Here is a 13,113-nt window from a genome sequence, read left to right on the forward strand (position 1 = left end):
CAGCAAGAGGCCCAATGCGCCATCATCCACGCCGAGACGTGCCTTCGCGAGCGGGACGAGTGGCGCCCAGCAGGCCAAGCCAAAACCAGCCACCAAAAAGGCAGCGCGCGTCGCAAGACGCGAGCCGGCTTCCTGCGTTTTCATCGATATTTCCTTCAATCCGCTTGCGGCTGCGCAGCGCGCAGAACGTGCGCGCCGGCCATTTCCAGTTCGGTAATTTCAGGGTCTGGCGCGTCATGCGACACGACGACGTGATCGATACCGTCGATGCCCGTGACCCGATGCGGTGCGCGGCCACCCAACTTCTCATTTGAAACAAGCACAATCGTGCATCGACTGCGCGAGATGAGCGCACGTTTAAATGCCGCATCGCTTGCATTGAAGGCGCTGACACCGCTGTCGGCCGACAACGTGCAGGCGCCGAGCAGGCACAGGTCGATATTCAGGCGCGAGACAGCCTCGATGGCTGTCCCGTCGACACAGCCGCCGATGGCAAAATCGACGCCCCCGCCCACGAAGACCATGGGCAAGCTCTGACGTGCAGCCAGCGTGGCAGCTGCCTCGATCGAGTTGGTGGCGATAGCCAAGTCCGCATTATCGGGTAGCACTTCGGCCGCCATGACATTGGTGCTTCCATTGTCGAGAAACAAGAAACTTCCGCTCGGAATCAGCGACAAGGCCGCTCTCGCGAGTGTCCGCTTTTCCATAAGCCCTGCGGTCAAACGCTCAGAGATCGGTGCCCCGCCGACTGTAAGGGGAACTGCACCTCCATAGACGCGCCGACCGACACCTGCCGCATCGAGTGCGCGTAGATCGCGGCGGATCGCGTCCTCAGAAACGGCAAACTCGCTTGCCAACGCCGTGCTGTTAACTGGCTCACCAGCAAGAAGCCGTGATGCGATCAAGTCGCGGCGGGAAGACGGAAGTTCGTTGGCCATGATCGCATGATATTGCACGATTGAAATTTAAACAAGCAAAACCGTGTATTCCGATACATCCGAAACTGCGATGCAGCTAAAAATTGCCTCAATCTTCGTCCGTTAGGCCGGAAGCACCCGATTGAATCTTAAGCCGTGAACGCTTGGGTCTGATCGAAAAAGGGCCAATTCCGGAACGGAGGCTGACCGGCTAAGATATCCAGATAGCGGCCCTTCGTCTTCGGTGTGGTCCATCGCCAACAGAGGGGATTCCTGCCGGTCGGCTGACGCCCCATCGCAGCCATTGAAACCTTCGCGTCGCTGTTGCACTTGGTTCTCATAATGAGCTTTTCGGATGCGGAGGATTCAGTTTGAGCCGGATAAAATTGGTTGGAGGCCCTTGCGATGGGACCGGCCTGAACGGTGAATTCGATGACGAATTGCGGATGGTGCGGACCGGTGAGGGGTACGCTCGGTGGACGTAGCCTAACGAGCCGCTGATACCGAATGAACTTTATCGACGATCACTTCGCAGCCGCGACAAGTTCGTCTGGCAACCATAATCGCCCGCATACCACCCGGTCGCGCCGAAATCCGGACATACCGTGAGCGCCCCATTGCGGACCTTGATGATCGTGGTAGTCGGTAGATTATGAGTGAGCGTTACGAAGGCCTGCCTCTCGAAGATCGCATTGGATGCTTTTTAGCGACAGTAATCGGCATACCCGTTCTATTCTCGATCTTGTCCGCGTAATCGGTGATGCCGCACTGGGCCGGAGCGACTTTATCGACCGCATCCCTATTTTCGTGCCGACTGTGATCATAGTCAGCGCCGTCTTTTTCGTAAGCCGGGGCTTTTGCGTTAATTGAGGTAGCGTCGTCCGCAATCCACCCTGTTGGGCCTTTCAGCGCTAAGATCACTCGCTTAGAACCGGACGGGGACTAGCTATATCAGTGACCGCTAGCGGTGAATCCCGCCTTTGCCCGGTAAGCGAAGAACGACCGGGCTTGGTCGTGTGCCACCGGAAGCGGAACCCCGCGTCGTGGGACATGCCCGCCATTCTCGAGCAGGCGCGGCAATGGCGGTTTTCAAGCGAACACCGGACGCTTTGAAAGAGAGCAAGCAGCGGCAGGGAACAGGCAGGGCGGGGCCGGTAGGAGACTGACAGGTTTTGATCGCAGATGCCGTCAAAGTCGGCATTCGCTGTGGGTCCTTGAAATGTTACAACATATCATGCCATGGGCCTTGTAGCGTTTTGATTACAGCTACGGCGGAACGGGAGCCACCACGCCAGCACTGAAATCCAGATAGAGAACCGCGAAGGCTGCTTGATGCGTTTGGACCAAATTGACCTGAATCTTTTAAAGGTCCTGCACACGTTGTTTCGCACGGAAAGCGTGACGCTCACTGCACGCCAAGTTGGGGTAAGCCAATCTGCGATTAGCAAGTCATTGGGCCGGCTGAGGACCATTCTCGGAGACCAGTTGTTCATCAAGCACGGCAACGGCGGCATCGCATTCACCAAGCGCGCGGAGGCGCTTCGTGAACCGCTGGAAGACTGGTACGCTGCGACCAGGAAGGTCCTGCACGCCCAGACGGATTTCGATCCCAAAGACATAACAGGCCGCTTCACGATAGCCTGCACAGACTTTGGGGTTTTCTCGGTTATCACGCCCGCAATGCCGCATATTTTGCGTGCAGCCCCCGGCATCCAGCTCAGGCTAGTGCCAATGCGGCAGGATAGTGCTGCTCAGCTCGCCACAGGCAACGTCGATATCGCGCTTTCAGCTCTCAGCCTGGATGCCGCGCGTAGTCACGGTCGCTGGCTGTTTGACGAGCCCATCGTATGCATGATGAATTGCAATCATCCATTGGCGCAAGCAGGATCAACACGCCTGGATCTCAAAGAGTTGCTCGATTGGCCCCATTACTCGATGATTCTCCAAGAGAACCAGGTCGATATTATCGACATTGCCTTGGGGGAACTGGGGTTGCAGCGACGCGTCGCGCTGCAAATTCCCTACTTCTGGGTCGCGCCACTATTACTGAATGATACCAACGCTCTACTTATCATGCCCGCGCGTGCGGCAACCCATTATGCAACTATGGGTGGATATGCGGTTCGGGATCTGCCTGAGCAATTTACGTGCATACACTATCACATCCTTTGGACGGAGCGCGCACGACACGATCCGGCAACCGAGTGGCTTATCGATCAACTTGCCACTCACTGCTCCGCAGTCCCGCGCGTGGAATGATAGTTATCACCGTGAGGAATTTGCCTCTGCCCTGCCGCTAATATAACCGCCCTCAAGCCGGATGATATAACGTCACAACAGGGCGGTCGCCCCGTCGTGCGGATATCGCTGGGGGGCTGGAAAATGGGGTTTCACGAAAGTCGAAGAACCGCAACTGCTGCCGCCAAGTGATGATACGTTACCACGTAACATCGCCGGCGTTCGCCTTGCCAGAGGTTGAACGTTTGCAACCTTAACTTGGAACCGCAATGAAGCCGAAATCGCTCATTCTCCTTCGTTCATCGTTCACTGCCCTCGCTTTTGCGACGATTTCGACCCCGGCGTGGGCACAGGACACCACAGAGGTGGCTGCGGCCGATGCGGAGGCTGATGTACCGTCGGCAGGCAAGAAGGGACGTGACTTATCGGAGCGCCGGTCAAAGACTGCACCCGCAGACGAGTCCGTATCCTCCGCAGACGCTATTACGGTTACCGGCACACGGCCTGGTGCAGCACGCCGAAGCTCCAGCCCAATTTCGATAGTCACGGCTGACGAGATCGAGAAAAAGCAGGTCACGAACATGACCGATCTCCTGCGCGGCGAAATCCCCGGCATGTTCGTGATCAACCCTGGCATGTATGACTGGACCACCCAGGTCTACTCGCGTGGGACGACCGTCTTTAACTTTGGATTCAGCGACCTGATCGGCGATTATTCCAAGATATTCGTCGACGGTATTGAGCTCGCCCGTCCCACGCTCCTGTCCATGCTGGATCCGCGTACGATCGAGCGCATCGAGACCGTGCGCGGCCCGCAAGCTGGCGTAATTTATGGAGCTGAGGGTTCGAGCGGTCTGATGAAGATCGTTACGAAAAAGGGAAGCTCTTCGGGCAGCACCGGACCCGAATTGGTTGCTCAGGTGTCCGCGGGCGTCATCGAAAGCAGCCGCAAGCCAGACGGGGTCACGCCCTGGGTCCAGGACCATTCCTTGCAGCTTTATGGCGGCGACGATGATTTCGGCTATCGCGTCGGAGGCAGCTATCAGAGCACGGGCGAGTGGACGCCAAGTTTCAGGTCGAAGATCTGGGGGCTGTCGGGCGGTCTTCGGGCAAGGCGGGACGACTTCTCGCTGAGCCTCAGCGCCATGCATTTTCACCGGAATATGACCGCGATCGACGGTGTCGACTATCCCATGATCGAGACGTTGGTGGCGGCGACCATCGGCTATCAGGCTACGCCGAACTGGAACCATACCCTTACGCTTGGAAATGACACGAACATCTTCTCTTACGAGGGCGTCTCGTTCGGCGAGAACACGCTCCAGAGCACGAATTACTCCCGTCGGACGCTACGGTACTTCACTTCCTACGATGCAAAGCTAAGCCCTGATTTCTCTGCCATTTTCACCGCTGGGGCAGACGCCACCTTCTATCATTCTGACATGATTGAAGCTTATGGTTTCGAATATGACGCCAATGGCAATCCCGACTTTTCCAATGCGTGGGATGCCCATGCCACCCAGGACGACTGGAGCAACTATGGCTACTACGGGATGGCTGAGTTCGGGTATCGGGATCAGCTCTATCTGACGCTGGCAGGGCGTGTCGAAGAAGGTTTGCGGTGGGTCGTACCTTCCGAACAGCGGCAGTTCCAACCGCGCGTCGGTCTCTCCTATGTCATCGACCGGGGGCCTGCGACGCTCAAGCTGCGTGGGCAATGGGGCCGCAGCGCCCGTGCGCCTATCATGGATGTGCGTCAGGCTTCAGGTTATCGGGCGAACCCACATCTTGGACCTGACATCAAGGAAGGTTGGGATGCGGGCTTCGACCTGACCTGGCGGGGCATCGGCAAACTATCGGTCACATACTTCGATGAAGAAGGCCGCAACCTGCTTATGCCCGTAACGGTGCGCCCGGTTGGTGAGCGGGCTTACAGCCAGTACCAGAATGTCGGCATCATCTCCAACAAAGGCTGGGAAATTGAAGGCGACGCGGCGATCGGCCCTGTGTCGCTTCGCGGCAATATCACAGTGCCGGACAATCGCTGGGTAAAGGGAAGTTCGCCTACTGATCGGCGAGTAGGAACGCGGATCGCCAGCACACCGAAATACTCCGGGGGTGGGACCATATCATTGCGGGCGCTGGACGGTTCGGTCAGCGCGAACGCCTATGTCCTCAAGATGCGTGACCGTGATGCGGTCAAACGTTTCAACCTGCGGGCCGAACAGCCGATCACCGACAGTTTGGTTGTCTTCGGCAGGATCGACAATCTCTTGAACGATCAGGATTCCGAGCGCTACGACTCCGATTTTTACGTCACGCCGGGCCGAACGACTGTGTTCGGCATCCGTAAAACGCTGGGCATGGGCTCCTCGCGCCCGGTCTTCGGTCGGTCAAGTGGCGGCGGGCGCGGCATTTTCGGTCCCATGTCTACGGGGTCGTCCTCGGCGAATGCAGGTGGTACCGACCTCCTTCATCCGGAAGATATCTGGTCGTCGTCGGACATTGTCGTCACCGTGCCCTATTTGCGTAATGAGATCGATGTTCTGTCCGGCACCTCCGTTCTCGCGGGCACGGAACTCACACGCCAGTTGCGACCAAGCATTGGCGAGACGCTGGCCCGCCAGCCCGGTGTTTCGGCCACAAGCTTTGGCCCCAGTGCCTCGCGGCCTGTGCTGCGCGGTTTCCAAGGTGAACGCATCCGCGTTCTCACCGACGGGATCGGCAGCATTGACGTCTCGAACACTTCGGCGGACCATGCCGCCGCGATCAACCCGCTTACGGCCGATCGGATTGAGGTTCTGCGTGGCCCTGCCGCGCTGCTGTTCGGTTCGTCGGCAATTGGCGGCGTGGTGAATGTGATCGACAGCCGCATCCCCCGTAGCCTCCACGAGGGCACGGCCCATCTGGACGCAATCACGAACTATGGCTCGGCGGCAGACGAAACTTCCGTGGGCGGGGTGCTTAACATGCCCCTCACACAACACCTCGTCCTCCATGCCGATGGCAGCTACCTCAAGACCGGCGACATGCGCACCGGGGGGTATCTCTACACCCGCGACGTGCGTGACGAGGCCGCACGCATCGCCGAGGCTGAGAACGACCCTGGACTGTTGCAGAAAGCCAATGCGCGGGGGAAACTGACGAACAGCGCGGCCAGAACAGCAGATTATGCAGGTGGTCTGACCTATATCGGCGACACCGGATCGCTCGGTTTCGTGGTGAGCCATTATGATAGCCTTTATGGCGTCCCGGCCCGCTTTGACCCTGCAAATCAGAATGAGGAAGTGGATGATGGGCACGGTCACGCAGGGCACAGCCATGCCGGCATTCGCCTGAACCTGAAGCAGACCCGCGTCGATGTGCGCGGCGAAGTGGAAACGGACGGCTTCTTTGACCGCATCAAGGTGCGTGCGGCAGGCGCGGATTATAGTCACGACGAGATCGAAAGCAGCGGAGAGATTGGCACAACCTTCGTCAACAAAGGTTATGAAGGCCGCATCGAAGCGGTTCAGACCGAGCGGGATGGTTGGAAGGGCGCCATCGGCGGTCAGTTCCTCATTCGCAACTTCCACGTGGCGGGTGAAGAGAAATTCCTACCCCGCAACAAGACCCAGCAATTCGGTCTCTTCACGCTGCAGTCCCTCGACATGGGGCTGCTGCGCGCCGAAGCCGGCGCTCGGTTTGAACATAGCGACCTTGAAGCTGACGCCGATGCGGATCTGGGCAACCCTCGCATCAACCGCAGCTTCAATGCCTTTTCCTTCTCGCTGGGCGGCAGCCTGCCGATTGCTGAGGGCGTCCGGGTTGGCCTGAATGCCTCGCGCACTGAGCGCGCGCCTTCGGCTGAAGAACTTTTCCCCAACGGGCCGCATATGGGAACCCAGGCATTTGAGATCGGCGATCCCACTTTCAGCAAGGAAGCAAGCTGGGGCCTTGAAGCAACGCTCAAGGGACGCAGCGAAGGCTTCAGCTTCGCGGCATCTGTCTACCACAACTGGTTCAGCAACTATATCTACGACTATCAGACCGGCGGCACGCAGCTTGGCTTGCCCGTCTATCAATATGCCCAGGCCAATGCCCGCTACTTCGGTATCGAAGGCGAATTGTCTGCACGGCTTGCCATGATCGGTCAGACGGAAATCCGCGCCGACTTCATGGGCGATTATGTCAGAGCAACAGTGGCAGATTCCGGCCCGGCGCCGCGCATTCCGCCGCTTCGCCTGCTGGGGGGCATTGCAGCCCAAGCCGAGCGTCTTGGCGGTAGGATCGAGGTCGAGCGCGCGTTCAGGCAGGACCGCGTGACCGCCTACGAGACGGCAACCCCCGGTTATACGATGGTCAATGCGTCGCTGAACTGGACCCCGATCCCGGGCAATGCCACCAGCTTCAGCCTTTCGGCCAACAACCTGTTCGACGTTATAGCCCGCCGTCACTCCAGCGTGTTGAAGGATTATGCGCCGCTGGCCGGTCGTGACATCCGCCTGACGGCACGGTTTCAGCTTTAAAGGAAAGGTGGCCCAGAGCGCCTGTCCAATGGGGCAGGTGCTCTGGCCTGATTGCTTCATGCCCAGTCTATCCCGGATCTTTGATGGTCTCGCCATTGGCGGATCTACTCTTTGCCTCGTGCATTGCCTGATACTGCCCGCCTTCCTTCTTCTGATGCCGGCGATGGCCGCCTCGCTCGCTATGCCAGAGCGCTTCCATGTGATGGCACTGGCCTTTGCCGTGCCCACGAGTGCGGCCGCGCTCATTCTTGCCTTCCGTCGGCATCGCAACGCCATGCTCATTGTCATGGGGGCTAGTGGCCTGACATTGATGACCCTCGGCATTTCAATGCCGCATGGTTGGCAAGAAACCTCACTCACCGTGACAGGCACGCTGCTGCTGGCCGCTACCCATCTCGTCAATTGGCGACTGATCCCGCGACATACCTGCCGTACGCACTTCAGCGAACAGGCGGACGGGTAATCGCATCCGCTACAAACACGCAATTCCCCCCAAACCTCAACCTCTGTCGGGAGACATCATGACCAACGCCTCGCCACCGATCCTGATCGAGAATGTAGTCGTGACCTATGGGGACCATCATGTGCTGGACGGTCTTTCCCTTTCCGCTTCGGTGGGTAGTGTTACGGCGCTGCTCGGCGGCAATGGCGCGGGGAAATCGACGACGCTCTCGACGCTGCTCGGCTTTGTGAAGGCACAGTCGGGCACGGTTTCGGTGTGCGGTATCGATTCTGGAATCGACCCCGATGGTGCGCGGCGCCAGTTCGCCTACCCGAGAACGTCGCGTTCTACGAACATCTGACTGCCGTGGAGAATGCGCAATATCTTCTGGCGCTCTCGGACGGAAAGCAGGACCGGGCCGCGATCGTGGAATCTTTTGCCGCCGCCGGGCTTCAGGAACGCGCCTGGGACCAGCGCCTCGGCGCCTTCTCCAAGGGTATGCGGCAAAAGGTCGCCATTGCCGTTGCCATGCTTCGCGAAGTCCCGGTGTTGCTGCTCGACGAGCCAACGTCCGGCCTCGATCCACGCGCCACAGCGGATTTCAACGCCCTTGTCCTCTCCGTGCGGGAACGCGGCACAGCAGTCCTGATGGTGACGCATGATTTGCTCAGCGCCGCCGATATTGCCGACCGCATCTGCTCTCTTGAAGCTGGGCGCATCGCGGAGGATGTGCCCGCCCAAGGGCCGGAACGCTTCGATGTGCGCGCTCTCCACGCCCGCTTTGCGGTCGCGACGCAAAGGCTGGTCGCATGAGCGTCGCATCACTCGTAGCGCGAGACGAGCTGCGCTTGATGCGCCGAAATCGCGTCGCCATGATCGCCTGCGCGCTGCTGGTCTTGCTCACCCTGGTTACCATGGCAAGTTCGTGGGCGCATCAGCGCGGGATCGAGGATTTGCGTGCGCGCCACCAGCATGAAGCGCAGGACGCTTTCGATTCCCAGCCTGACCGCCATCCCCACCGGATGGTCCATTATGGCACCTTCATCTTTCGGCCACTGAGCGCACTCGCCGCTTTTGATCCTGGTGTCGATGCGTTCACCGGAAACTCGATGTTCCTTGAAGGCCATCGTCAGAACACCGCCAACTTCGGCGACGTTCAATCAGAGCTCGCTGCTGGTACGCTTCGGCCAGTTGACGCCAGCCTTCGTTCTCGAACGCTTTGGGATGGGACTTCACTGCCGGTCGGTGCAGCCACTGGGACCGTCCGGTTACACCGCCACCAGCCATTCCTCCTTCTTCTGCGGCACGCTATGAGTCCAATCTTCGTCGCTACCCGATCCAAGCTCTGTGCCCGCTCGCGGGCGGCCGCCCGCCACGCGGGCCTTCCCGATCATCACCGCGCAATCGCCCTATCCTGCGGAGGGGGCAGTATCCCGGGATCGCGATGCCAGGGATCTTTACTGTCGGATCAAACATCGATGCCAGCATCCGCATGCTGCAACCATTGTCATAAACAATGGCTTCGCCGCGGGTAGCCTCGCGCGCCGTCCCGAGGGGCTTTCCGCTCACGTCGGCCATCTCGGTGCTTCCATCGAGGTACAGGGAGAGGGAGGCCTAGGTCGACCCCGAGAAGCTCAGGATCCGAGCGGCGGCTTTGTGCGAACAATTTCCCTGCCGTGCTCATCTGCGCCAATGTCGCTATTAATAATCATTTGCGTTAATGGTTGAGCGTGTTTACGCGGACCGAGAATTTTCGGGGGTCTCGTCATGCGTTATGTTTTGCTTGCTTCTTCCGCGCTTGTCAGTGTCGCCGTGTCCGCGCAGGCCATGGCTGAGGAGGCGAGGCCCGACGAGACGATCGTCGTCACCGCTGCCCGCACCACGTTGCCGCCCAGCGCGCTGCCGCTGACAATCGATGTCATTTCCAAGGACAGTCTGGACCAACAGGTCGCGATCTCGGGCTCGGTCATTGATGCAGTGGCAAACCTGACCCCCAGTTTCTCGCCCTCACGGCAAAAGCTGTCGGGTGCGGGCGAGACGCTGCGCGGTCGCTCGCCGCTCTATGCGATCAACGGTATTCCGCAGTCGACGCCGATCCGAGACGGATCGCGCGATGGCTATACGATCGACCCCTTTTTCCTCGATCGCGTCGAACTGATCTACGGATCGAACGCATTGCAGGGTATCGGCGCGACCGGCGGCGTGGTCAATCAGGTGGTGGTCAACGCGCCGCGTGAAGAAGGCCTCTCCGGCCGCGTGCTGGTGCAAGGATCGACCGGCAATTTTGAAAGCAACAGCTTTGGCGGCAAGCTCGGCGGACTGCTTAGCTATCGCCAGGGCGCGTTCGACGTGACCGGCGGCGTCGCTTATGAAACGCGCGGGCTTTATTATGACGGCGCAGGCCGCCGCATCGGCATCGATAATACGCAGGGCGACGTACAGGACAGCAAGAGCCTGAGCTTCTTCGCTAGATTGGGCTATGATGTGTCGTCGACCGCCCGCTTGGAACTGTTCGCGACGCGCTTCAATCTTGAAGGCAATGGCGACTGGGTCCAGGTCACGGGCAATCGAGCGACGGGGCTTCCTAGCAGCTCGAAGCGTGGTGACATACAGGGCGAAGCGGCCTCCAATCGCGTCGAAACCGTCAACCTGACGCTGACCGATACCGATCTCGGCGGCGGCAATCTGATCTTTCAGGCCTTTTTCAATCGGTCGCGCGATATTTTCGGCGGCGACGTGAACGCGACCTTTCAGGACGCCAGCATCGCTCCCAACGGCACCTTGTTCGACCAGTCGGCGAACCGCTCGCGCAAGCTGGGTGCGCGCGTCAGTTATGAACGGCAATTTTTCGAAGCACTCAACGTCACGCTTGGCTTTGACTCGATGTGGGACAAGACCCAGCAGGATTTGATCGCGACCGGGCGCTATTGGGTCCCGCCGACCACCTTCCGCACACTCGCTCCGTTCGGCCAGGCCAATCTGAAGCTGTTTGACGGCGCCGTGCGCCTTGCGGGCGGCGGGCGCTGGGAGAATGGCCAACTCAAGGTCGACGATTATGTGACGCTGGCGTCCTATAATTCGGCCCAGGTCAGCGGCGGCACGCGCGCCTTTGACGATCTGCTGATCAATGGCGGCGTGATTGTCGAGCCTGCGCAGGGCGTCCGCGCCTATGCCAGCTATGCCGAAGGCTATTCGATCGCGGACGTCGGCCGTATCCTGCGCTCGGTCAACGGCGCGACCCAGTCGAACTTCAGTATCGACGACGTTAACGTCACCCCCGTCATTTCCAACAATCGCGAGGTGGGCATCGAAATCAAGCGGGGCCCCCTCGATGCCAGCGCGACCTATTTCTGGTCGACGTCAAAGGATGGCGGCCTGTTGGTCATGAACAGCGCGGGCGTCTACGACGTTCAGCGCCAACGCATCGAAATCGAAGGGTTCGAAATCAACCTTGCAGTAGAGCTTCCGGTGGACGGGCTGAAACTCGGCACGGGCTATGCCCATCTGTCGGGCCGCACGGACAGCAACAAGGACGACAAGGTTGATATCGACCTCGACGGCGCGAACATTTCGCCCGACCGGATCAACGTCTGGGCCAGCTATAACAGGGGCCCGGTGTCGGCGCGCGTGCAGGCGGGTCTCTATCTCGACCGCAAGTTCGACGGCGCGCCGGCCAACACTGCTTTTTCGGGCTATACACTGACCGATGCCGTGCTGCGTTACGACCTGCTGCGCTGGGGAGGGATCACGCTCGCGGCCTCCAACCTATTCGATGTCGACTATGTCACTTATAACAGCCAGACGATCCGCTCGACCGCCGCGGCGACCGACAATGCCCGCTATTTCACCGGCCGGGGCCGTACCGTCACGCTGGGTTGGGACTACCGGTTCTGACATGATGAAGCTGCCCGACACGCTGCACTGCTGGGCGAGAGGCTTAATCGGCCTCGTGCTCACGCTTCTGGGCCTGTCGGGCACCATCCGCTTCCCCCGACAACAGTCGCTCAGGTGGCCTCTGCAGCTCCCTGATAGCGGCCGTTTGTTGTCTTGCTCACAACCTGAACCGATGACCGCTTTATTTGGGCGGTTCGGAGCCCGCTATGGCCAGAAGGTCGGGGTGAACAGCCTGTCTGGCTCGTAACGGAGCGCCACGGGATAGCAGACCCGTCAGCAGCTAGGGGCCAAAAAAATCGCTGCTGAGAGGCTTAAACGGGTCGGCCTGCGCTGAAGCGCTCAACCTGTGGCGGTGAGGGCCACAGGAGATGTAACATGGGATTATCAGAGTTTGATCCCGCCGATCGCGAGCGGGTATCTTGGAACGCCGGAGGCAAGAATGGAGCAAAGCGAGCGCTGAAACTCCGTCAGACATGGGCAATTCGCTTCTCTCTCTACCAGCATGGGCGGATCCGCGACCGGCTCTTCTTAGACCTCGCCATCGACAGCAAGCTTCGCGGATGAGCCCGCCGGGCGCTGCGTTCCAACCTTTCGCGCCGTCTGCCCGCCGATCATTACGCCGCCTGACACCCGCCTCCGTAGAGCCCGGTCAAAATCCGTAGTGGCTGCGCCCTGCCCTGCGATCCTACTCGACCGTAGGGCAATGCAGCGCTACAGATCAGCGTCGCGTCTGGCGCCCCGGAAACCCTGTTTCGAGGACGAACCGATGATCATCCTGTTGTCATTCTTGATCGGCATTGTGGCCGGCTTGCGCGCGATGATGGCGCCGGTGCTGGTGAGCTGGGCTGCCTATTGCGGCCTTGTAGCAATCAAAGGCGGCTGGCTCGAATGGCTGGGCTATCACTTCACCCCCTGGATACTGACCGTGGCGGCGCTGGTCGAACTCGTCACCGACAAGCTGCCCTCGACGCCGAGCCGCAGGGTGCCGCAGCAGTTCGGCGCGCGGCTGGTCAGCGGCGGGCTTGCCGGAGCGGCGCTAGCGTCGGCCAGCGCTTCTGGGGGCGGCTCGTGGATCGTCGGCCTCGTTGCAGGGGTGGCCGGGGCGGTCGTCGGC

At 59.9% G+C, this 13,113-nt stretch carries 8 protein-coding genes and 3 pseudogenes; 9 read left to right on the forward strand and 2 right to left on the reverse strand.

The features are described 5' to 3' along the window. Nucleotides 1-155: 155 nt before the first annotated feature. Nucleotides 156-938, reverse strand: coding sequence for a DeoR/GlpR family DNA-binding transcription regulator (locus ACI3K3_RS24275; protein ID WP_404918456.1), 783 nt, complete (start codon nucleotides 936-938; stop codon nucleotides 156-158). A gap of 1,311 nt (nucleotides 939-2,249) precedes the next feature. Between ACI3K3_RS24275 and ACI3K3_RS24280 the strand changes: the two genes are divergently transcribed. The 6 genes and pseudogenes from ACI3K3_RS24280 to ACI3K3_RS24305 form a co-directional block, all read left to right on the forward strand. Then, entirely contained in the window at nucleotides 2,250-3,176 is a 927-nt protein-coding gene (locus ACI3K3_RS24280) for a LysR family transcriptional regulator (RefSeq protein WP_404918458.1), read from the forward strand. A 248-nt stretch (nucleotides 3,177-3,424) separates the two neighbouring features. Continuing rightward, nucleotides 3,425-5,416 (forward strand): annotated as a pseudogene (locus ACI3K3_RS24285) (TonB-dependent receptor); the annotation flags it as partial. A gap of 165 nt (nucleotides 5,417-5,581) precedes the next feature. Continuing rightward, nucleotides 5,582-7,663, forward strand: coding sequence for a TonB-dependent receptor (locus ACI3K3_RS24290; protein ID WP_404918468.1), 2,082 nt, complete (start codon nucleotides 5,582-5,584; stop codon nucleotides 7,661-7,663). Nucleotides 7,664-7,670: 7 nt separating this feature from the next. After that, complete coding sequence (locus tag ACI3K3_RS24295) at nucleotides 7,671-8,126, forward strand: MerC domain-containing protein (protein WP_404918460.1); 456 nt, start codon at nucleotides 7,671-7,673, stop codon at nucleotides 8,124-8,126. A gap of 58 nt (nucleotides 8,127-8,184) precedes the next feature. Next, nucleotides 8,185-8,918, forward strand: a pseudogene (locus ACI3K3_RS24300) (ABC transporter ATP-binding protein). Beyond that, nucleotides 8,915-9,320: pseudogene (locus ACI3K3_RS24305) on the forward strand (ABC transporter permease); the annotation flags it as partial. The pseudogenes ACI3K3_RS24300 and ACI3K3_RS24305, both read left to right, overlap by 4 nt. Nucleotides 9,321-9,373: 53 nt before the next feature. Here ACI3K3_RS24305 and ACI3K3_RS24310 read toward each other — a convergent pair. Then, nucleotides 9,374-9,499, reverse strand: a complete 126-nt coding sequence (locus tag ACI3K3_RS24310; RefSeq protein ID WP_404918470.1) for a hypothetical protein — start codon at nucleotides 9,497-9,499, stop codon at nucleotides 9,374-9,376. A gap of 373 nt (nucleotides 9,500-9,872) precedes the next feature. On the opposite strand from ACI3K3_RS24310, the gene ACI3K3_RS24315 reads away from it, so the two are divergent. From ACI3K3_RS24315 to ACI3K3_RS24325, 3 genes are all read left to right on the forward strand, one after another. Continuing rightward, complete coding sequence (locus tag ACI3K3_RS24315; protein ID WP_404918462.1) at nucleotides 9,873-11,999, forward strand: TonB-dependent receptor; 2,127 nt, start codon at nucleotides 9,873-9,875, stop codon at nucleotides 11,997-11,999. A 375-nt stretch (nucleotides 12,000-12,374) separates the two neighbouring features. Continuing rightward, nucleotides 12,375-12,563, forward strand: coding sequence for a hypothetical protein (locus ACI3K3_RS24320; protein ID WP_404918464.1), 189 nt, complete (start codon nucleotides 12,375-12,377; stop codon nucleotides 12,561-12,563). Nucleotides 12,564-12,786: 223 nt separating this feature from the next. Beyond that, nucleotides 12,787-13,113 (forward strand): DUF4126 family protein (locus tag ACI3K3_RS24325; protein ID WP_404918466.1); only part of this gene is annotated, 327 nt, incomplete at its 3' end.

The sequence above is a fragment of the Novosphingobium sp. ZW T3_23 genome, assembly GCF_044987305.1.
Lineage (GTDB): Bacteria > Pseudomonadota > Alphaproteobacteria > Sphingomonadales > Sphingomonadaceae > Novosphingobium.